Origin of the sequence: Stenotrophomonas sp. SKA14, from assembly GCF_000158575.1 — a bacterium.
Classification (GTDB): domain Bacteria; phylum Pseudomonadota; class Gammaproteobacteria; order Xanthomonadales; family Xanthomonadaceae; genus Stenotrophomonas; species Stenotrophomonas forensis.
In genome coordinates, this window is sequence record NZ_DS999412.1 from 3,757,077 (window position 1) to 3,777,135 (window position 20,059).

Annotated in this window: 18 protein-coding genes; 12 read left to right on the forward strand and 6 right to left on the reverse strand. The window is 67.4% G+C overall.

The annotated features are described in order from the left end of the window. Window positions 1-76: 76 nt before the first annotated feature. The 7 genes from SSKA14_RS17005 to SSKA14_RS17035 all read left to right on the forward strand — a co-directional run bounded on the left by SSKA14_RS17005 (window position 77) and on the right by SSKA14_RS17035 (window position 8,632). A complete protein-coding gene (locus SSKA14_RS17005) occupies window positions 77-1,429 on the forward strand; it encodes an aspartate aminotransferase family protein (protein WP_040008241.1) in 1,353 nt (450 codons plus the stop codon). 63 nt (window positions 1,430-1,492) lie between these two features. Further along, window positions 1,493-2,371 carry a hypothetical protein gene (locus SSKA14_RS17010; protein WP_008267781.1) on the forward strand — a complete coding sequence of 293 codons (879 nt, stop codon included), beginning with the start codon at window positions 1,493-1,495 and terminating at the stop codon, window positions 2,369-2,371. Window positions 2,372-2,488: 117 nt separating this feature from the next. Then, window positions 2,489-3,775 (forward strand): DUF445 family protein, encoded by a 1,287-nt coding sequence (locus tag SSKA14_RS17015; protein ID WP_008267307.1) that lies wholly within the window; start codon window positions 2,489-2,491, stop codon window positions 3,773-3,775. Window positions 3,776-4,049: 274 nt separating this feature from the next. After that, a complete protein-coding gene (locus tag SSKA14_RS17020) occupies window positions 4,050-6,251 on the forward strand; it encodes a TonB-dependent siderophore receptor (RefSeq protein ID WP_008266527.1) in 2,202 nt (733 codons plus the stop codon). Window positions 6,252-6,357: 106 nt separating this feature from the next. Continuing rightward, complete coding sequence (locus SSKA14_RS17025) at window positions 6,358-6,672, forward strand: DUF3649 domain-containing protein (protein WP_008264584.1); 315 nt, start codon at window positions 6,358-6,360, stop codon at window positions 6,670-6,672. Then, window positions 6,669-8,306: a PepSY-associated TM helix domain-containing protein gene (locus SSKA14_RS17030; RefSeq protein ID WP_008266024.1), complete on the forward strand. Its 1,638-nt coding sequence runs from the start codon at window positions 6,669-6,671 to the stop codon at window positions 8,304-8,306. Before SSKA14_RS17025 ends, SSKA14_RS17030 begins: the two co-directional genes overlap by 4 nt. After that, window positions 8,303-8,632: a DUF3325 domain-containing protein gene (locus SSKA14_RS17035; RefSeq protein WP_008266161.1), complete on the forward strand. Its 330-nt coding sequence runs from the start codon at window positions 8,303-8,305 to the stop codon at window positions 8,630-8,632. Before SSKA14_RS17030 ends, SSKA14_RS17035 begins: the two co-directional genes overlap by 4 nt. Window positions 8,633-8,832: 200 nt before the next feature. Here SSKA14_RS17035 and rlmKL read toward each other — a convergent pair whose 3' ends face one another. Both rlmKL and SSKA14_RS17045 read right to left on the reverse strand, forming a co-directional pair. Beyond that, on the reverse strand, window positions 8,833-10,971 hold the full coding sequence (gene rlmKL, locus SSKA14_RS17040; protein ID WP_008267540.1) for a bifunctional 23S rRNA (guanine(2069)-N(7))-methyltransferase RlmK/23S rRNA (guanine(2445)-N(2))-methyltransferase RlmL: 2,139 nt from the start codon (window positions 10,969-10,971) through the stop codon (window positions 8,833-8,835). Window positions 10,972-11,116: 145 nt separating this feature from the next. After that, on the reverse strand, window positions 11,117-11,644 hold the full coding sequence (locus tag SSKA14_RS17045) for an alpha/beta hydrolase (protein ID WP_040008248.1): 528 nt from the start codon (window positions 11,642-11,644) through the stop codon (window positions 11,117-11,119). A 72-nt stretch (window positions 11,645-11,716) separates the two neighbouring features. Here SSKA14_RS17045 and SSKA14_RS17050 point away from each other — a divergent pair, with 72 nt between their 5' ends. Further along, a complete protein-coding gene (locus tag SSKA14_RS17050) occupies window positions 11,717-12,283 on the forward strand; it encodes an N-acetylmuramoyl-L-alanine amidase (RefSeq protein WP_008267514.1) in 567 nt (188 codons plus the stop codon). Between the two features lie 239 nt (window positions 12,284-12,522). Here SSKA14_RS17050 and SSKA14_RS17055 read toward each other — a convergent pair whose 3' ends face one another. The 3 genes from SSKA14_RS17055 to SSKA14_RS17065 form a co-directional block, all read right to left on the reverse strand. Next, a complete protein-coding gene (locus tag SSKA14_RS17055; protein ID WP_008267183.1) occupies window positions 12,523-13,425 on the reverse strand; it encodes a sulfurtransferase in 903 nt (300 codons plus the stop codon). Beyond that, complete coding sequence (locus SSKA14_RS17060; RefSeq protein WP_040008251.1) at window positions 13,422-14,234, reverse strand: CoA pyrophosphatase; 813 nt, start codon at window positions 14,232-14,234, stop codon at window positions 13,422-13,424. The genes SSKA14_RS17055 and SSKA14_RS17060 overlap by 4 nt, the downstream gene beginning before the upstream one ends. 140 nt (window positions 14,235-14,374) lie before the next feature. Then, a complete protein-coding gene (locus tag SSKA14_RS17065) occupies window positions 14,375-15,076 on the reverse strand; it encodes an FKBP-type peptidyl-prolyl cis-trans isomerase N-terminal domain-containing protein (RefSeq protein WP_005408797.1) in 702 nt (233 codons plus the stop codon). Window positions 15,077-15,243: 167 nt separating this feature from the next. Between SSKA14_RS17065 and SSKA14_RS17070 the strand changes: the two genes are divergently transcribed. The 3 genes from SSKA14_RS17070 to nth are packed head-to-tail and all read left to right on the forward strand — an operon-like array spanning window position 15,244 to window position 17,076. Continuing rightward, a complete protein-coding gene (locus SSKA14_RS17070; RefSeq protein ID WP_006428681.1) occupies window positions 15,244-16,026 on the forward strand; it encodes an enoyl-CoA hydratase-related protein in 783 nt (260 codons plus the stop codon). 4 nt (window positions 16,027-16,030) lie between these two features. After that, on the forward strand, window positions 16,031-16,384 hold the full coding sequence (locus SSKA14_RS17075; RefSeq protein ID WP_008267356.1) for a hypothetical protein: 354 nt from the start codon (window positions 16,031-16,033) through the stop codon (window positions 16,382-16,384). Next, window positions 16,384-17,076 (forward strand): endonuclease III, encoded by a 693-nt coding sequence (gene nth, locus SSKA14_RS17080; protein WP_008265122.1) that lies wholly within the window; start codon window positions 16,384-16,386, stop codon window positions 17,074-17,076. The genes SSKA14_RS17075 and nth overlap by 1 nt, the downstream gene beginning before the upstream one ends. A gap of 80 nt (window positions 17,077-17,156) precedes the next feature. Here the strand turns inward: nth and SSKA14_RS17085 are convergent, their stop codons facing one another. After that, window positions 17,157-18,389, reverse strand: coding sequence for a porin (locus tag SSKA14_RS17085; RefSeq protein ID WP_006428639.1), 1,233 nt, complete (start codon window positions 18,387-18,389; stop codon window positions 17,157-17,159). A gap of 498 nt (window positions 18,390-18,887) precedes the next feature. Between SSKA14_RS17085 and pstS the strand changes: the two genes are divergently transcribed. Continuing rightward, window positions 18,888-19,904, forward strand: coding sequence for a phosphate ABC transporter substrate-binding protein PstS (gene pstS / locus SSKA14_RS17090; protein ID WP_008267138.1), 1,017 nt, complete (start codon window positions 18,888-18,890; stop codon window positions 19,902-19,904). Window positions 19,905-20,059: the final 155 nt, after the last annotated feature.

The window sequence follows — 20,059 nt, forward strand, 5'->3', positions numbered from 1 at the left end:
CTTATACCGGGGCCGCCGCGACTTCGCCGTGACGCAGCTGCGCTACATTCGTCGCATCGCACCCGATGGAGCTGGCATGAAGCGTCCCGAAAGCGACCTGCACGACCTGGCCACCCAGCGCCCGGAATCCCTGGACGCGTACTGGATGCCGTTCACCGCCAATCGCCAGTACAAGGCGGCGCCGCGCCTGCTGGTGCGCGCCGAGGGCATGCACTACGAAGATGTCGACGGCCGCCCGATCCTCGACGGCACCGCCGGCCTGTGGTGCTGCAACGCCGGCCACGCGCGGCCACGCATCGTCGAGGCCATCGTCGAGCAGGCCCGCACGCTCGACTATTCACCGGCCTTCCAGATGGGCTCGCCGCCGGCCTTCGCACTGGCGCAGCGGCTCGCCGCACTGGCGCCGGCCGCGCTCAACCATGTGTTCTTCACCATCTCAGGGTCCGAGGCGGTGGACACCGCGATGAAGATCGCGCTGGCCTATCACCGCCAGCGCGGCGAAGGCCAGCGCACGCGCTTCATCAGCCGCGAGAAGGCCTACCACGGCGTCGGCTTCGGTGGCATGGCACTGGGCGGCCTGCCCAACAACCGCAGGGCATTCGGCCTGCAGCTGGGCGGCGTGGACTATCTGCGCCACACCCTGGACCTGCAGCGCAATGCGTTCAGCAAGGGCCTGCCACGCCAGGGCGCGGAGCTGGCCGATGACCTGGAACGGCTGATCGCGCTGCACGATGCCTCGACCATTGCCGCGGTGTTCGTTGAACCCATCGCCGGTTCGGCCGGGGTGATCCTGCCCGCACCGGGTTATCTGCAGCGGCTGCGCGAGCTGTGCGACCACCACGGCATCCTGCTGGTGTTCGACGAAGTGATCACCGGCTTCGGCCGGGTCGGCATGCCCTTTGCCGCACAGCGTTTCGGGGTCACTCCGGACCTGCTGACCTTCGCCAAGGCGGTCAGCAACGGTGCGGTGCCGCTGGGCGGCGTGCTGGCCAGTGATGCCGTGCATGCCGCGTTGATGCAGGCGCCCCCGCAGGCCATCGAGCTGTTCCACGGCTACACCTATTCGGGCCATCCGCTGGCCTGCGCAGCGGCGCTGGCCACGCTGCAGGTCTATGCCGAGGAGCGCCTGTTCGAGCGCGCCATCGAGCTGGGTGAATACTGGCAGGAGCGGTTGCACGCCCTGCAGGGGCTGCCCAACGTGATCGATATCCGCAACTTCGGGCTGGTCGGTGCGGTGGAGCTGGCGCCACGCCGCGACACCCCCGGCAGCCGCGGCTACGAGGTGTTCCGCCGCTGCTTCCACGACGGCCGGCTGCTGGTGCGCTGTACCGGCGACATCATCGCGTTGTCGCCGCCATTGATCGTGGACAAGCCGCAGATCGACCAGATCACCGGCATCCTCGGCGAGATGATCCGGGCCACCGCCTGAGCCCGGGCCGGCGGTGGCGAGCAGGTACAATGGGCGGTTCCGCTCCTGCTCGCTGCCGTGCCCATGGATATCGTCGTCAAAGAAGAACTCAAGGCCTATATCGACCCGCTGACTGCGGACGAACATGACGCGCTGGAGCGCAGCATCCTGGCCGAGGGCTGCCGCGATGCGCTGGTGCTGTGGGGCGATGTGCTGGTCGACGGCCACAACCGCTTCGGCATCTGCCAGAAGCACGGCCTGCCGTTCAACACCGTGCAGAACACCCGCTTCCAGAGCATGGAAGACGTGCACCTGTGGATGATCGAGCAGCACCTGGGCCGTCGCAGCGTTTCGGACTTCCAGCGCGGCGTGCTGGCGCTGCGCAAGCGCGACATCCTGGCTGCCCGCAAGCAGGTCGAGCAGGCGCAGCTGCAGCGCGAGAGCGACGGCAGCGCCGAGATCGTCGAGGACGCCGGCGAAGACAGCCCGCCGTGGGAACCGGCGCCGAAGATCAGCCGCGCCGAGCTGGCCCGCGAAGCCAAGCTGAGCACCAGCCAGGTCGGCATGATCGAGCGCATCCACGCCCAGGCCGCGGCCGAAGTGGTGGAAGCGGTGAAGGCCGGCGTGATTTCGATCAGCGCCGCCGCGGCCGTGGCCGACCTGCCCGAGGAAGAACAGCGCGCCGCCGCCGCCGGTGGCAAGGATGAACTGAAGCAGGCCGCCAAGCGCGTGCGCGAGTCCAAGCGCAAGCCGCGTGCCCCGAAGCCGGACTCGGCCGAGATGGACTTCGAGGAGCCGGATGAGGACGCGATCGCCAGCCGCGACGCCGACGTGCTGTCGGCCCTGGAGCAGCTGGGCGAGGACGCACCGGCGCTGCGTCGCCGCATCGTCGCGCTGACCCGCGAGAACGACACCCTGCGCGCGCAGCTGGCCGCGCTGCGCAAGCAACTCGAAGCGCTCTGAACCAGCAGGTAGTGCCGGCCGCTGGCCGGCAACCTCATGAACGTTCCGGGTGCGTGCGGATGCCGGCCAGCGGCCGGCACTACCCGGTGCTCATCCATTGGCAGGTAGACTTCCGGCATGACGCCTGCCAACGATCCGCGCCGCGCACAGCTGCGGCGCCTGAAAGCCCTCGCACTGGGCCTGCTGCTGTTGATGCTGGCCGGATTCGCGGTCAGCCACTGGCAGGGCGAACGTGGCATCTGGGCCTGGGTCTCCGCCTTCTGCGAGGCCGCCGCCGTAGGTGCGCTGGCCGACTGGTTCGCCGTCGTCGCGCTGTTCCGGCGGCCGATAGGACTGCCCATTCCGCACACCGCGATCATCCCGCGCAGCAAGGAACGCATCGGTGACAGCCTGGCGCTGTTCGTGCGCGACCAGTTCCTGGAACCAGGCGTGCTGTTGGCCAAGCTGCAGGTGTTCGATCCGGCCAGCCGCCTGGGCAGCTGGCTGGCCGATCCGGCGCGTTCGCGGATGCTGGCCGACATGGCGCGCGGCTGGGCGTTGCAGGCACTGGATTTCTTCGACGAGACCGCTGTGCGCCGGCAGCTGCACGGTTTCGTGGTGCAACAGCTGCGGCAGTGGAATGCGGCCGCAACCGCCGGTGAACTACTGGCGCTGCTGACCGCCGATGGCCGCCACCAGCGCGTGCTGGACGAGGGCCTGCAGCGGCTGGGGCGTTGGCTGGAGCAGGCGGAAGTGAAGGAGCGCGCCTCGCAGCTGATCGTGCGCTACATCCAGCGCGAATGGCCGACGCTGTCGAGCACGGTGAACTGGGTCAAGCCGATCGACGAGATCGGCGACAGCCTGGCCGAGCGCCTGGCGCGCGCGGTGCTGGAAGAACTGCAGCAGGTGCTGGCCGAGCCGGAGCATCCGCTGCGTCAGGACTATGAGCGCTGGCTGCAGGCCTACGTGCAGCGCCTGCGCGAAGATCCGGCGCTGGCCGAACGCGTCGAACAGCTCAAGCAGGAAATGATCGACCACCCCGCCCTGCAGGAGTACGTGCAGGGGCTGTGGGCGCGCATCCATGCCAGCCTGCGTGCCGACCTGCAGCGCGACGACTCCGCACTGGTCGGCCATCTACAGCGCAGCCTGGCTTCGCTGGGCAGCAGCCTGCAGGCCGACCCCGCCCTGCGCGAGGCACTGAACCAGCACCTGCTGGAAGGCGCGCAGCGGCTGACCGGGCGCCTGCGCGAGGGCGTGACCACGCATATCGCACAGACCGTGAAGGGCTGGGATGAGCGCCACCTGGTCGAGCAGCTGGAACTGAGCGTGGGCCGCGATCTGCAGTTCATCCGCTTCAACGGCACCCTGGTGGGCGGGCTGATTGGCCTGCTGCTGCACGCGGCGACGGTGATCTTCCGGTTCTGAACGCGCGCCTCGATCCACCGGCCGCAGTCGTCACGCTTGATTAACGAAATGCGAATGCCTATCATTTGCCAATCGGTTGTACGCTTAGCCAAGCGGGGCACGGACGCACGTACCCACCCGCCCCTTCGCCCGTGTACATCCCCCGACTACCGGGTCACCCGCACTGCGCGGGTGGCGCACCGTCGATGGGGCTCGCTGGGCGACGTGCGCGGAGCGCATGGCGACTGTACCTGCGCATTCCATCGCCTGATTCGTCCTGCATGGAATCGCACCGATGGCAATGCCGCTGAACTCCCCCCGTCCCACCGTGTTGGCCCTGGCCGTGACTGCATTGATGATCGCCCCGCTGGCCCACGCCGACGGCACTGCCGATCCTTCCGCGCGCACGCTGGACACGGTGAAGGTGACTGCCGATGGCGAGATGCCCGGCAGCTATACGGTGAAAGGCGCGCGCACCGCGACCAAGCTCGACCTGTCACTGCGCGAGACGCCACAGTCGGTGACGGTGGTTACCCGCCAGCGCCTGGATGACATGGGCCTGTTCTCGCTGTCGGACGTGATGGGCCAGGTGACGGGCGTCAGCGTGTCGGTCACCGACAGCGAGCGCATCAATTATGTCTCGCGCGGCTACACCATCGACAACTTCCAGATCGACGGGATGCTCAACACCTTCGGTGGCTCGATCAAGACCAACACCGACAACGTGATCTACGAGCGCATCGAAGTGATCCGCGGCGCCACCGGCCTGACCACCGGCGCGGGTGATCCGTCCGGCACCATCAGCATGATCCGCAAGCGGCCGACCGACACTTTCCAGATGGGTGCCAACCTGACCCTCGGCCGCTGGGGCAATCATCGCCTGGAAGCCGACCTCGGCGGCCCCTTGGCCTGGGACGGCCGCATCCGTGCGCGCGTGGTCGCGGCCAAGCAGCAGAGCGATTCGTTCCGTGATGTCTATGCGCTGGACAAGGACGTGTTCTACGGCATCGTGCAGGCCGACCTGAGTGACAGCACGCTGTTCGAGGTGGGCTACGAGTACCAGTCGCCGCACACCACCGGCGTGACCTGGGGCGTGGTGCCGTACTGGGGCGCCGATGGCGCGCCGGCCAACCTGCCACGCTCGACCAATCTGTCGGCCTCGTGGAGCGCCTGGCCGATCGTGGAAAAGACCAGCTTCGCGCGCCTGGAGCAGCAGTTGGGCAACGGCTGGTCGGTGAAGGGCAACGTCAGCCACGCCGTGCGCGATACCGATGGCAGCGTCTGGTACGGCGCGGCCGGCTACCCGCGCGCCGACGGTACCGGCGTGACCGCCTACATTTCGCACTTCAACGAGCACAGCACGATGGACGTGTTCGACGTCAATGTCGGTGGCCCGTTTCAGCTGTTCGGCCGCGAGCACGAACTGGTGTTCGGGCTGGGCCAAGCGGTGCGCAAGGGCGAATCGGAGGCGATGTCATTCGATTCCAGCGCACCGGGCTACTCGCAGGTGCCCGACTGGCGCCACTGGACCGGCGAGGTGCCGGTACTTCCGGTGACCCGCCTGGGTCGCCTGTCGTCGCAGGACGAGCTGCGCCAGCGCGCCGCCTATGTGGCGGCCCGCCTGCGCCTGGCCGACCCGTTGCTGGCCGTGGTGGGCGCCCGCTATGGCAGCTGGGAAACCCGCAAGTGGGCCTATGGCTACGACGCCAACGGCAACCGCAACAGCACCACGCGCACCGGCTACCGGCCGGACGATATGCTCACCCCGTATGCCGGCCTGGTCTACAACTTCAATTCGATCTTCAGCGGCTATGTCAGCTACACCGACATCTTCAAGCCCCAGAACTATCGCGACCGCAATGGCAACTACCTGGAGCCGGTGGTCGGCGACATGTACGAAGCGGGCGTCAAGGCCGAGTTCTTCGGTGGCCTGCTCAATGCCTCCGCCGCCGTGTTCGAAGGCAAGCAGGACAACGTCGCCGAGATCGACGATTCGGTGCCGGTGAATTCTCTGCCCGATGGCGGCCAGGCCTACCGCTCCACCGGCAAGGGCAACAAGGTCAAGGGCTGGGAAATCGAGAGCCAGGGCAGCATCGGAGAGCAGTGGAACGTCTCGGCCGGCTTCGCGCATACCGTCATCCGCAACAAGGACGGCGTGCTGCAACGGACTACCGCTCCGCAGGACACCTTCCGGCTCAACACCAGCTGGCGCCCCGGCGGTATCGATGGCCGCTTCTGGCTGGGCGGTGGCGTGACCTGGCAGAGCCGCATCTGGAGCACCAGCACCAAGCCCGATCGCAGCAAGGCCAACATCACCCAGGACGCGTTCTACCTGGTCAACCTCGCCGGCGGCTACCGCTTCAACGAGAACTTCAGCGCCCAGCTGAACATCAACAACCTGCTGGACAAGAAGTACTTCAACAACGTCGGTTTCTACAACGGCGTGTACTGGGGCGAACCGCGCAACGTCACCGTGACGCTGCGCTGGAAGCTCTGACCCTGATGGATGGCGCCGGTTCTGCGACCGGCGACCGGCCACGGATGGCCAACCCCGGCGCGCTTCGGTGCGCCGGCCTTCTCCCACTGAAACCAGCAGGAACGCCGTGGACCGCTCGCCCGCAACCGCCAGCCCCCGCACCTTCTTCTCCAACCCGCGCTGGGGCGTGCTGTCACGCTCGCTGGCCGCGATCTTCGGCGGCTACGCGCTGGCTTCGGTGACCAGCGTGTTCTGCGCGGTCGCGCTGCCTGGCGCGCGCGGGCAGACCGTGCTGACCGGCATGCTGCTGGCCATCCTGGTCGCCGCCTGCGCCGCGCTGTGGGCGTTTGCCACCCGTAGTGCGCTGCGCGCCTGGGTCGGCATTCTCGCTCCGACCCTGCTGATGGCCGCCGTCGCGCGCCTGCTGGGGGCCTGGGCATGAAGAATGGATTCCGCCAGTCGATGGCCTGGCTGCACACCTGGACCGGCCTGCTGGTCGGCTGGTTGCTGCTGCTGATCTTCATGGCCGGCACCGCCAGCTACTACCGCGAGGAAATCAGCCGCTGGATGCGCCCTGAGCTGCCGGCCAACAAGGTCAGCATCGACGTGGCCGCGCAGCGCGCGGTGGACTACCTGCAGGCCAACGCCAGCCAGGCCGAGAACTGGTTCGTCACCCTGCCGCAACCGCGCAACCCGGCCATGCAGATGTTCTGGCGGCTGCCGCCGGAGCTGGCCGATCCCAGCCGTGGCCGTCGCGGTGGCTTTGGTGATGCCACGCTGGACCCGAACACCGGCCAGGCCCTGAAGGCGCGCGAGACGCGTGGCGGAGATTTCTTCTACCGCCTGCACTTCGACCTGCATTACATCCCGGTACTGTGGGCGCGCTACCTGGTCGGCTTCTGCGCGATGTTCATGCTGGTGGCGATCATCACCGGCGTCATCACCCACAAGAAAATCTTCAAGGACTTCTTCACCTTCCGCAAGGACAAGGGCCTGCGGTCGTGGCTGGATTTCCACAACGTCAGCGCGGTGATGGCACTGCCCTACCACGCGATGATCACCTACACCGGCATCGTCACCCTGATGATCATGTACCTGCCCTGGGGGGTGAAGGTGGCCTACCCGCAGGACGAGGACAAGTTCTTCAGCGAAGCCTTCGGCGGCATGCCGGAGGTGACCGCGCCGGCCGAGGGACGTGCCACGCCGCTGCCGATCGCGCAGCTGCTGGACAGCGCGCGTGCGCACTGGCATGGCGTGGAAGTGGCCGGCTTCACCGTGTCCAACCCGGGCGCAGCCAATGCGATGATCGACATCCGCCAGCGCGACGGCAAGCGCCTGTCCACCGACACCCCGGCCGTGCGCTACGACATGGTCAACGGCACGCTGCTGGAAGAGACGCCGCCCTCCGGTGGTGCCACCGCCACCCGTGGCGTGCTGTATGGCCTGCACCTGGCCCGCTTCGCCGACTGGGGCCTGCGCGCACTGTTCTTCCTGTCCGGCCTGGTCGGCTGCCTGATGGTGGCCAGCGGCGTGGTGCTGTGGGCAGTGAAGGAACGGCCGAAGCACGCCAAGAGCGGCCGCGTCGGCTTCGGCCTGCGCCTGGTCGACGCTCTGAACATCGGCACCGTGGCGGGCCTGCCGATCGCGTTCGCCGCCTACTTCTGGGGCAACCGCCTGCTGCCGCTGGACATCGCCGAACGCTCCAGCGCCGAGGCCAACGTGTTTTTCTACGCCTGGGGCACGGCACTGCTGGCCGCCTTCGTCTGGCCGAAACGGATGATGTGGGCGTGGCAGCTGTACCTGGGCGCCGCCGCGTTCGCGCTGGTGCCGGTGGTCAACGCGCTGACCACGCACGCGCATCTGGGCGTGACCCTGCGCAATGGTGACTGGGTGCTGGCTGGCGTCGACCTGTCGATGATCGCGTTCGGCGCGATGCTGGCATTGTGCGGCTGGCGCATGCAGCGCTGGACGCCGCCGCTGTCTGCCGCCGAGAAGAAAAAGCGTGCCGCGGCGGCGGCAGCGCCCAAGGCTCCGGTTGATGCTGCGGAAGCTGTTGAAGCGGAGGCCAGCGCATGATGCTGCTGGCATTGGCGCTGTCGTTCTCTGCGTTCACCGCGCTATCGCTGGCGATGGAAAAGCACCAGCACGACCTGCATGGCAATGCGGCTGCCTCGCCAGCACGGCGCACGCAATGGCGGGTGCTGGGCTGGGCCCTGCTGGCGGTGGCGTTCGCGCTGTGCGTGGCCGACCACGGTTGGGCCATGGGCCCGGTACTGTGGCTGGGCACGATGACCCTGGGCGGCGCGGTGTTGTCGTTCGGGTTGTACCCGTACCGGCCGAAGTGGATCGCCGCGCTGGCGATCGCGCTGCCCGTGGCCGGGCTGCTGGTGGCGGTGCTGTAGCCTCCATCCACGCGTGGCGTGGATCTACTGAACACTCATCCACGCATGGCGTGGATCTACTGAACACTCATCCACGCATGGCGTGGATCTACTGAACACTCATCCACGCATGGCGTGGATCTACTGAACAACCATTCACGCATGGCGTGGATCTACTGATGGGGAGGGGTAATGCCGGCCAGCGGCCGGCACTACCGGGCTTACCCCAACCGCTTCAATTCCCACGCGCGGTGGATGCGCGCGTTGCGCTCGAAATCCCGGCCGATGGTGCGCGCGGTGATCTCTCGGCACTGGGCGAACTCGGCGATGGCGTTCTCTTCCAGCTTGAAACGGCGGAAGTTGTTGGAGAAGTACAGCACGCCGCCCGGCGCCAGTCGTGCCACTGCGGCGCGCAGCAGCTTCAGCTGTTCACGCTGCACGTCGAAGTCGTCGGCGCGCGCGGAGTTGGAGAAGGTCGGCGGATCACAGAAGATCACGTCGTACTGGCCGCGGTCGCCTTCCAGCCACGCCATGGCGTCGGCCTGCACCAGCAGGTGCTGGTTGCCGCCCTGCCCGTTCAACGCCAGGTTGTCGTAGCACCACTGCAGGTAGGTGGCCGACAGGTCGACGCTGGTGGTGCTGGCCGCGCCGGCCACCGCCGCCTGCACGCTGGCCACGCCGGTGTAGCAGAACAGATTGAGGAAGCGCTTGCCGCGCACCTGCTCGGCCATCATCCGCCGCAGCGGGCGATGGTCGAGGAACAGGCCGGTATCCAGGTAATCGAACAGGTTCACCTGCAGCAGCGCGTTGTTCTCACGCACCACGATGAACTCGTCGCGCTGTTCGAAGCGGCCGTACTTGCTGCCGCCCTTGCCACGCTCGCGCGATTTCATCGACACCTGTTCCGGTGGCACGCCGAACACTTCCCGCGCAGCGGCCAGCAGTTCGTTGCGGCGACGGCGCACGTCGTTTTCCGGAATCGCCGCCGGTGCCGCGTATTCCTGCACGTGCAGGAAGGTGCGGCGCTGGCCACCGTCTTCCTCGTAGACGTCGATGGCCGCCGCGTATTCCGGCAGGTCGGCATCGTAGGCGCGGAAGCAGGTGATGTCCTCGCGGGCGCGCCAGCTCTTGAACTTCTTCAGGTTCTTGCGCAGGCGGTTGGCCACCATCTGCGCACCTTCGCTCAATTCGCGCGGCTGCGCCGGGTCGCGGCCCGGCACGGCGATCGGGTCGCAGACAATCAGCGCGCATTCCAGCGCACCGTTGAACATCTGGTACTTCTTGCCGGCGCGCAGGCCGGTGGCGAAGGCCAGTTCGTCGTTGCCGCACAGCAGGCTGGCGCGCCACTGCGGCACCGCCTTCTGCAGGGCATTGCCCAGCGCGCGGTACAGCGCCGGATCGGCCGCCAGGCGCTCGTCGTAGGGGGGATTGCAGACCACCGCACCGATCTCCTGTTCCGGCGCGGCCAGGTCGGCCACGTCGGCGCGGGTGAAGCGGATCGCATGGGCGACGCCGGCCACTTCGGCGTTCTCGCGCGCCGCCTGGATCGCAGTCGGGTCGATGTCGCTGCCGTGGATGACCGGCTTCAACGCGGCCAGGCCGGCCGCTTCGCGATCACGTGCCTCGCTCTGGATCGCCTTCCAGGCGGCCTTGTCGAAGCCCAGCCAGCGGCTCGGCGGCAGGCTGCCGTGGCGCATCAGGCCGGGGGCGACGTCGGCCGCCATCAGCGCGCCTTCGATCAGCAGCGTACCGCTGCCGCACATCGGGTCCAGCAGGCCACCACCGGCGGCATGCAGGCGCGGCCACTGCGCGCGCAGCAGCAGGGCAGCAGCCAGGTTCTCCTTCAGCGGCGCCTCGTGGGCGGCACCGCGCCAGCCACGGCGGTGCAGCGAGCCGCCACCGAGGTCGATCGACAGCGAGGCACGGCCCTTGCGCAGCGACAGGTTCACGCGCACGTCGGGCAGGTCGGTATTGACCGAAGGGCGTTCCAGGCCTTCATCGCGCATGCGGTCGACAATGGCGTCCTTGATCCGCTGCGCAGCAAAGCGCGCGTGCGTGATCTTGTCGCCGGAGACGTGCGCATCCACCGCCAGGGTCATTTCCGGCTTGATGTGCTCGTGCCACGGCAGCGCACGCACGCCGTCGTACAGCGCCTGTTCGTCCGGGCACTCGAACGCGTCGATCGGCCACAGCACGCGGCTGGCCAGGCGTGACCACATCACGATCCGCAGCGCCTGCTCCAGTTCGCCGTCGGCGTTGACGCCGGCAATGGTGGCGGTGGCCCTGCCAAGGCCCAGGGCCGACAGTTCATCGGCAAGCAGGTATTCCAGGCCCTTGGCGCAGGAGACGAAGAATTTCACGGGATCGGTTCGCAGGTGGTCGGGCGCGGCACAGGGGCCAAGCCGGTCGGAAAGGAGGGCCGAAAGCACGGCCAGCAGGCCCGCGCCGGGGGCGGCGGGGCTGCCATTGTAGTCAAAGCGGGCGGGCGCGCCGTGCGCCCGGGCTTCACAGTTGCCGCAGCAGGCGCTCGAAAGCCTGCGCGGCGGCCTCCACGTGGTGCTCCAGGCGGTGGCCATCATCGACCAGCAGCAGCTGCGCCGAACGCGCCTGCGCCCAAGCGATGACCCCGGCGGCCGGCACCACCTCGTCGTGCCAGGCCTGCACCACCGTGGTCGGCACCGCGGCGGCGTCCAGCGCCGGCATCGGGCCCATGGTGGTCGGTGGCACCATCAGGAACAGGCCGGCCACCGGCACCTGCAGCGAAGCGATGGCGGAAATGTAGGCACCCAGGCTGGAACCGGCCAGCACCACCGGCCCCTGTCCGGCAGCGAGGGCGGTGCGCTCGACCAGGCGGCGCAGGCGGGTCGGCACGTCGCCCACCCGGCTGACTTCACTCATCGCGTCCAGGTCGGTGTAGTCGGGGCGTTCGTGGCTCCAGCCCAGGCGTTGGGCCACCTCGGCCAGTGCGGTGACCTTGGTCGCGTCCGGGCCGCTCTCGAAACCGTGCGACAGGATGCAGTGACCGCGGCTCATGCGCACGCTCCGCTCGGGCGGCCCGGCGAGGAAAGGGAAGGCAGGTTCATTCCGCAATGCTAGCATCGCCGGATGCCCAACCCGCTCCTGCCCGGCCTGCAGCTGCAGCCCCTGCCCTACCACGACCGCCTGCCGCTGCGCGACCCGGCCACGCTGGAGATGGTGGTGATCCACTGCACCGAGCTGCCCGACCTGGCGATGGCCCGCGAGTACGGCGAGCGCGTGCTGTACGACAGTGGCGCCGGCAACAGCGGCCACTTCTACATCGATCGCGACGGTCGCGTGGTGCAGTACGTGGCACCGGATCGGGTGGCCCACCACGTGCGCGGCATGAACGCACATACGCTGGGCATCGAGCTGGTCAACACCGGGCGCTACCCGCACTGGTTCGACAGCCGCCACCAGGCGATGGACGAGCCGTACACCGAGGCGCAGCTGGTGGCGTTGGAACAACTGCTGCTGGCGCTGGTGGCGCACTATCCGTCGCTGCGGCGGATTGCCGGGCACGACCAGCTGGATCTGGAGCAGGTAGTGGCCAGCGACGATCCAACGCTGCGGGTGGCGCGCAAGCGGGATCCGGGGCCGCTGTTCCCGTGGGCACGGGTGCTGGCGAAGGTGCCGCTGCAGTCGGTGGGTTGATCGGCAGGGCTGCGCCCTGCACCCGCAGAGGCAACGTCAACGTCAAAAGCGGGCTGTCGGTGGGATGGCGGGGTGGGTCCGCCTTCGACAGATCTCTGCTGCTGTTGGTGGGTGTCGACCTTGGTCGACACGGTAGATCTACGCCATGCGTGGATGAACGTCGAATCGATCGGAACGAGCCTTTGTAGAGTTGAGCCATGCTCGACTGCTTCATGCGCGATGCGTGCGAGGGTACGAGCTCAGGCGCCGGTCGCCACCGGGCGGCTGCTGTCGCTGACCCAACCGCTCCAGGAGTCGGCGTAGATGCGTGCGCCGGACAACCCGGCTGCTTCCATCGCCAGCAGCAGGTGGCAGGCGGTCACGCCGGAGCCGCACATCAGCACCACCTGCTGCGGATCACGATTGCCGATCACGCCCTGCAGTTCGGCGCGCAGTTCCTGTGCATCGCGCAGGCGGCCGTCGAGGATGTTCAGGGCGAACGGCCGGTTGACCGCACCCGGCACGTGGCCGGCGACCGGGTCCAGCGGCTCCACGTCGCCGCGGAAACGTTCGCCCGCACGGGCGTCGACCAGCCAACCCGGCGCGTGCTTCAGCCGCGCAGAGATTTCATCGGCATTGGCGATCTGGGTGCTATCGAAACGCCCCGGATAGGCCGGCAGCGCTGCCGCCGCCTCCTGCCCCGTTGCCAGCGGATGGCCGGCAGCCTGCCAGGCGGCGATGCCGCCGTCGAGCACCGCCACCCGGCCATGGCCGAGCAGGCGCAGCAACCACCACAGCCGCGCGGCGGCCATGCTGCCGTCGCTGCCGTCGTAAACCACGACCTGGGTGTCCGGACCGATGCCCCATTGACCCAGCTTCGCGGCGAAGGCGTCGCTGTCCGGCAGCGGATGGCGGCCATGGCCGACGCGCGACAGGTCGGAGAGGTCGCGATTGAGATCGGCGTAGACCGCACCCGGGATGTGCCCTGCAAGGTACTGGCCGCCACCGGACTGCGGGTCGGCCAGCGATGACCGCGCATCGACCACACGCACCGCCGTGCTGGCGGTTGCACGCGCGTCGACCACGCGCACGTCCTCGCCCAAGGCAGCGGCAAGGGTGGCGACATCGACCAGGGTGGTCCACGGCGGATCGATCGGCTTCATTGCACTTGCTCCAGGCGGCGACGCAGGTTGTAGAGAATGGCCGCGGTCGCGCCCCAGATGCGCTGGCCCGGCCAGCCGTATTCAAGGACGTGGCGGATGCGGCCGCGATGATTGATTTCGACCTGGCGCAGGTTGTCGGCAGCCATCAGGTAATCCAGCGGCACCTCGAACACCTCGGCCACTTCGCTGGGTTGCGGCACCGGCACGAAGTCCGGATCGACCACCGCCACCACCGGCGTGACCCGGTAGCCGGTGATTGTCACGAAGGGATCCAGATAGCCCAGCGCCTGCACCTGGCCGGGCGCCAGCGCGATTTCTTCCTGGCTCTCGCGCAGCGCAGCGGCCAGTGCATCGCGGTCGTCCGGTTCGGTGCGACCGCCGGGGAACCCGACCTGGCCACCATGGGTGCGCAGGGTCTCGGTACGGCGGGTGAGGATCACCTGTGCGCCGTTGGCACGCGGCACGATGCCGGCCAGCACCGCCGCTTCCACGGGGGGGCCCGGCGGCAGGAGGTCGATCAGTTCACTGCGGTTCCAGCCGTCGCCAAGCGGCGGCACGGCCAGCGGATGCAGCGCGCGCATCAGGCGTTCGTGGTCGGCCAGCGAGCCGCGCAATGATTGCTGGAGCTGTTCGCGCAGCGGTTGCACGCGATGCAGGATGCGGCTGCGTTCCTCGTTGCTCATCGACGACCACCATGCGATCTCGTCGAGATGCCGCCCGCAGCCGGTGCACTGCCGGTCTGGATCCAGCTTGCACACTCCGATGCAGGGACTTGCGACAACACGCGCCGATTCTTCCGTTGTTTGCACCCTGCAACAGTAGCGCGAATGGGCTGGATTTGCGCGTCAGACATTGCGCGACCGTGGGGGCATGGCTTCGCGCTGTCGCGCATTGCGCAAACAAAAACGCGCCGGTGGGAGCACCGGCGCGTTTCGTTTACTGCTTTGATTTACTTGACGCTGACCAGCTTGATCTCGAACTGCACAGCCACGTTCGGCGGGAACGGGGTGCGCGGGTCGGCACCGTAGGCCTGGTCCGGCGGCAGGGTGACTTCCCACTTCGAGCCTGCCGGCATCTGCAGCAGGGTCTCGCGCATGGCCTTCATTTCAACTTCGCTGACCTTGATCGACGGGATCTGCTGGGCCGGACGGGCTTCGGTCGGACGCTGGCCGTACGGGAACGGACCGGCCACTTCCAGCTGCACGGTGCTGGCCTGGGTCGGCTTGGCGCCCTTGCCGGCTTCGATCACGCGGTACTGGACGCCGCTCGGCAGGGACTGCACGCCGGCCTTGGCCTTGTTCGCCGCGATGAACTGATCGCTCTTGGTCTTGTTTTCGGCAGCGGCCTTTTCGTACTCGGCCTTGGCGGCCTGGGCACGGCCCTGCTCGCGCTTCTGGAATGCTTCAACGGCCGGCTTCAGCTGCTCGGCGGTGATCGCCGGCTGCTTCTTGGCGTAGGCGTCCTGCAGGCCCTTCACCACCGAGTTGATGTCCAGCTGCTCACCGCGACCGGTCAGCTCCGCCAGGTTGTTGCCGTAGTCGTAACCGAAGTAGTAGCTCAGCTTGCCCTTTTCGGACGAAACGTCCTGGGCGAAGGCATTGCCCGTCAGGGCCAGGGCCGCGACGGCGACCGCGATAGAACGCAACTTCATCAAACAGTTCTCCAGGGGTGGTAACTCAGGGACGTTCTGCGCCGCCCTGAGGCGACGGGTTAGGATAACGGGCGCAACGTGTAACCGCTACTCACGATGCAGGCTATGACCCGTCTGCGTTCGCGGAGTTCAATCTCACTTTTTTTTAACGTTCCAGGAGTTTACCCGTGGCCGATGCCCTGATCGCTGTCGCCGACGACGGCGCCATCCGCACCGTGACCGTCCAGCGCCCGGACAAGCTCAACGCCCTCAATGCCGCGACCCTGCAGGCTCTGGCCGAAGCGTTCAGCGCCGCCGCCGCCGACCCGGAGGTGCGCGTGGTGGTGCTGACCGGCGCCGGCCCCAAGGCCTTCGTGGCCGGCGCCGACATCGCGGAGATGAACACACTCAGCGCGGTTCAGGGACGTGATTTCTCGCTGCTCGGCCAGGGCCTGATGCGCCAGATCGAACGCATGCCCAAGCCTGTCATCGCCCGCGTGAACGGTTTCGCGCTGGGCGGCGGCCTGGAGCTGGCGATGGCCTGCCACCTGCGCATCGCCGCCGATACCGCCAAAGTCGGCCAACCGGAAATCAATCTCGGCCTGATTCCGGGCTTCGGCGGCAGCCAGCGCCTGCTGCGCCTGTGCGGCCGTGCCGCCACCCTGGAGCTGTGCCTGCTGGGTGCACCGATCAATGCGGCACGAGCGCTGGAACTGGGCATCGTCAATGAAGTGGTCCCCGCCGACGCGCTGGACAACCGCGTGCAGGACGTGGCCCGCCAGCTGGCACGTTCGGCGCCGCTGGCCCTGCGCGGCCTGCTCGATGCGGTGCACGTGGGCGGCGAGTGCAGCCTGGAAGCGGGGCTCGAGTACGAAAGCGCACAGTTCGGCCTGCTGTTTGCCACCGAGGACATGCGCGAAGGCACCAGCGCCTTCCTGCAGCGCCGTCCTCCGGCCTTCCAGAACCGCTGACGCCATGGCATCCCGACCCAACCCCGCGCAGCTGTTCGCCCGGGTCCAGGCAGACGATCTCGATGGCGCCCTGCAGGACGGGCTGATGGACTATGTCGCCCGTGCCGGCGACGAACAGTTGCTGCCCGGTCACCCCGAGTTGCCGCAGCGCCTGCAGCAGGCCCAGCAACAGTTGCACGCGGCCTGGGCGGCGCGCGAACGCTACCGCGCCCGCGCGGTGCGGCTGGCGCGCCGTGAGGCCGAACGCGACGCACGCCGGACGCCGGCCCCGGCGCCGGACGTGAAGCCGGCGCTGCCCGCGGCAGCGGCGGCCATCCTCGCCCGGGCCAAGGCCCGCGCCACCGGCAAGGAGCAGTAATGGCCACGGTGAAGAAGACCGCGCGCGCACCGGCGCGCCGTGGCGGCGTGATGCCGCGTGCCGACGTGGTGGAAATGTTCACCCGCCTGCGCGAACTCAATCCGCACCCGAAGACCGAGCTGGAGTACAGCTCACCTTTCGAACTGCTGGTGGCGGTGGCGCTGTCGGCACAGGCCACCGACGTCGGCGTCAACAAGGCCACGCGTCGCCTGTTCCCGGTGGCCAATACGCCAGCGAAGATCCTCGCGCTCGGCGAGGACGGCCTGAAGCAGTACATCGCCACCATCGGCCTGTTCAACGCCAAGGCGAAGAACGTGATCGCCACCTGCGCGATCCTGCTGCAGAAGCATGGCGGCGAAGTGCCACGTGACCGCGACGCGCTGGAAGCGCTGCCCGGCGTCGGCCGCAAGACCGCCAACGTGGTGCTCAACACGGCGTTCGGCGAGCCGGTGATGGCGGTGGATACGCATATCTTCCGCGTGGCCAACCGCACCGGGCTGGCCCCCGGCAAGAACGTGCGCGAGGTGGAAGACAAACTGGTGAAGGCGATTCCGGCCGAGTTCCTGCTCGACGCGCATCACTGGCTGATCCTGCACGGCCGCTACGTGTGCAAGGCACGCAAACCGGATTGCCCGGGCTGCGTGATCGCCGACCTGTGCCGGTTCAAGGACAAGACCACGGCCGAAACGTGACGCGGACCGTGTTGTGACGAAACGAAGACGGCGGGCACCAGGCCCGCCGTCTCGCTTTTCAGACGCTGTACTTCAGGTAATCAGAACGACAGGTCGCCCCAGACGCCGAATTCCTTGGTCTTGTCGTTCTTCTTGTCGCCGGCGTTGGCCAGGTGCGTGTACTTGTACACGGTCGACAGCTTGAGGTTCTTCATGACCGGGAACTCGACGCCGACGTTCCAGTACTTGTCGCTCAGGGTCGGGTCCAGGGTCTTGCTGACGTCGGTGTCATCGTAACGACCGAACACGTTGATGCCGCCGTCGGTCACGCGCACGCTGCCCCACACCGACCAGCCGCTGGTCTTGTCGGTGGCAACGGTCAGCACGTTGTTGAGGTTCTTGGCCTGGAAGTACTCGCCACCGACGCGGAAGTTGCTGTCGGCGTAGGCCACCATCGCGTTGGCGCGGGTGTAGGTGTTCTCGGCGCTCTGGATGTCGGTTTCCTTGCCCAGCTTGCCGCTGTAGCCACCGACGGCAACCACGAAGTTCTCGTTCGGGGTGTAGGCCACGCGGCCTTCCACGTCCATGCCCTTGCTGCGGGTCGGGTTCTTGTAACCGGCGCCGGACACGACCGACAGGGCGTAGTTGAAATTGTTGCCCAGGTTGCCGAAGCCATGCAGGCCCCAGTCGGACGAGTTGCCGTACTTCAGGCGATCGGTCAGGGTGTTCTCGACATAGCGCATGCCGTAGAACTTCTCGACGTACGGGATCCACGGCATGTCGGCGGCACCGACGCGCAGGTTGAAGGCCGGGTCGAAGCTGCCCTGCACGTAAGCCTTCTTGACGAACAGTTCGGTATTACCGATGGCCGAGCTGTACTGGAAGTCGGTGGTCAGGTTCGCCGACCAGATGTCGTTGAACTTGTGGTCGACGGTCAGGTAGAAGCGCTTGACGTCCAGACCGGTGCCGCTGGCGGCGGTGTCCTTGCCGTTGCTGGTCTTGTCGATGTTGGTCAGGTCGAAGAACATGCGACCGCCGATCTTGTTGTCATTGACCAGCTTGGCCAGCTTGTCGACGCTGGTCTGGGTCTTCTGTGCACCTTCCAGGGCCTGGGCCTGGGTGATGTTCACTTCGGACTGCGCGTCGGACTGCGCCTGCAGCGCCTGCGAGTCGCTCTGCAGCTGCTGGACCTGGGCCTGCAGAGCAGCGATCTGCGCCTGCAGCTGCTGCAGCTGTGCCTGGGATACGCCCGTGCTGGCGGGAGCTGCGAAGGCGTCGGCGGAAACCAGACCGAGGCTTGCAACGACCGCGGCGGCGAGCAAATGGGAACGCATTTTGGATTTCTCCAGAGGGTTGGAATGGCTTGGGCAGAACGCCACGCCGGCAGGCCGGTCAAGCGTTTTGCGAAAATTCCGTTAAAACCATGACAGTCGAATGACAAACTGCGCACCAAACACAGGTTTCTTCGCGCGGTCATGCGTACGACGCATTTGCCGCCCCATCCTTGTCGATCCCTTGCGGCATATGGCGTGATGTATCGGCCTCGATGCGCAGGCCGCTCGCCGCGCGGTGCCCACCTCCCCCTCCGGTCACGGTACGGAGAACCCTTGATCGCTGCGGAATGCCCGGAGCATGCGTGCACCGCGCAGGCCATCAGCGACATATAGGAGGGGGTCAAACAGGTGAGACGTTCCTTCACGCCTCTGCTGCACAGGCGCCGGGCAGCGCTGTAATGGATGCGTCATACAACGGTCCCTGCGCTGTCATCGAACCGTTATGGAATGTGCACCGGGCGGGTAACCCCGCATCCCAATCAACCCAGGAGCCACCCCGTGATCCACGCCTTCAAGTCGCGCGTTGCCGTTGCCGTCTTCGCAGCGTCGTCCGTGTTCGCCGCCAACGCCGCTGAAATCACCGGCGCGGGCGCCTCGTTCATCTACCCGGTGATGTCGAAGTGGTCGGCCGACTACAACGCCGCCACCAGCAACAAGGTCAACTACCAGTCGATCGGCTCCGGCGGTGGTATCGCCCAGATCAAGGCCAAGACCGTTGATTTCGGCTCGTCCGACGCCCCGCTGAAGCCGGAAGAACTGGCTGCTTCGGGCCTGGCGCAGTTCCCGTCGGTGATCGGCGGCGTGGTGCCGGTGGTCAACGTGGCCGGCATCGCCCCGGGCGCGCTGAAGCTGGACGGCACCGTGCTGGCCAACATCTTCCTGGGCAAGATCAAGACCTGGAACGACCCGGCCATCGCCGCGCTGAACCCGGGCCTGACCCTGCCGAGCGCCAAGATCACCGTCGTGCACCGTTCGGACGGTTCGGGCACCACCTTCAACTTCGTCAACTACCTGTCCAAGGTCAGCCCGGAGTGGAAGAGCTCGGTCGGTGAAGGCACCTCGGTCCAGTGGCCGGCCGGCATCGGTGGCAAGGGCAACGAAGGCGTTGCCGCTTACGTGAAGCAGATCAAGGGCGGCATCGGCTACGTCGAACTGTCCTACGCGCTGCAGAACAAGCTGTCGTACACCGCGATGAAGAATGCCGCCGGCAAGTTCGTGCAGCCGAGCGACGCTTCGTTCGCCGCCGCCGCCGCCAGCGCCGACTGGGCCAGCGCCAAGGACTTCTACCTGGTCATGACCAACGCCCCGGGCGCCGAGTCCTGGCCGATCACCGCCACCAACTTCATCCTGGTGCACAAGAAGCCGAAGAACGCTGCCAACGGCAAGGCCACCCAGGAGTTCTTCCGCTGGGTCTACAAGAGCGGCGACGCCCAGGCCCGCCAGCTGGACTACGTGCCGCTGCCGGACAGCCTGGTCCGCCAGATCGAGACCTACTGGTCGCAGAACCTGAAGTAAGCAAGCGCGTTCCCCCGCAGGAACGGGATCGGCGGGTCCTCTCTCCCCCGCCGATCCCACCCGGGCGCGAGATCCTCGAGATCTCGCGCTCTTCTTGTTTTTGCGGGGTTGGTCGTGAAAAGCGCTGCGCCTTCGCTGATCCGTGGGTGAGTCGG

Bases quoted from the DNA above. Each gene is read 5' to 3' on its own strand.
- SSKA14_RS17005 (WP_040008241.1), top strand. From the start codon at position 77: ATGAAGCGTCCCGAAAGCGACCTGCACGACCTGGCCACCCAGCGCCCG.
- SSKA14_RS17010 (WP_008267781.1), top strand. From the start codon at position 1,493: ATGGATATCGTCGTCAAAGAAGAACTCAAGGCCTATATCGACCCGCTG.
- SSKA14_RS17015 (WP_008267307.1), top strand. From the start codon at position 2,489: ATGACGCCTGCCAACGATCCGCGCCGCGCACAGCTGCGGCGCCTGAAA.
- SSKA14_RS17020 (WP_008266527.1), top strand. From the start codon at position 4,050: ATGGCAATGCCGCTGAACTCCCCCCGTCCCACCGTGTTGGCCCTGGCC.
- SSKA14_RS17030 (WP_008266024.1), top strand. From the start codon at position 6,669: ATGAAGAATGGATTCCGCCAGTCGATGGCCTGGCTGCACACCTGGACC.
- SSKA14_RS17035 (WP_008266161.1), top strand. From the start codon at position 8,303: ATGATGCTGCTGGCATTGGCGCTGTCGTTCTCTGCGTTCACCGCGCTA.
- SSKA14_RS17045 (WP_040008248.1), bottom strand. From the start codon at position 11,644: ATGAGCCGCGGTCACTGCATCCTGTCGCACGGTTTCGAGAGCGGCCCG.
- SSKA14_RS17050 (WP_008267514.1), top strand. From the start codon at position 11,717: ATGCCCAACCCGCTCCTGCCCGGCCTGCAGCTGCAGCCCCTGCCCTAC.
- SSKA14_RS17055 (WP_008267183.1), bottom strand. From the start codon at position 13,425: ATGAAGCCGATCGATCCGCCGTGGACCACCCTGGTCGATGTCGCCACC.
- SSKA14_RS17065 (WP_005408797.1), bottom strand. From the start codon at position 15,076: ATGAAGTTGCGTTCTATCGCGGTCGCCGTCGCGGCCCTGGCCCTGACG.
- SSKA14_RS17075 (WP_008267356.1), top strand. From the start codon at position 16,031: ATGGCATCCCGACCCAACCCCGCGCAGCTGTTCGCCCGGGTCCAGGCA.
- nth (WP_008265122.1), top strand. From the start codon at position 16,384: ATGGCCACGGTGAAGAAGACCGCGCGCGCACCGGCGCGCCGTGGCGGC.
- SSKA14_RS17085 (WP_006428639.1), bottom strand. From the start codon at position 18,389: ATGCGTTCCCATTTGCTCGCCGCCGCGGTCGTTGCAAGCCTCGGTCTG.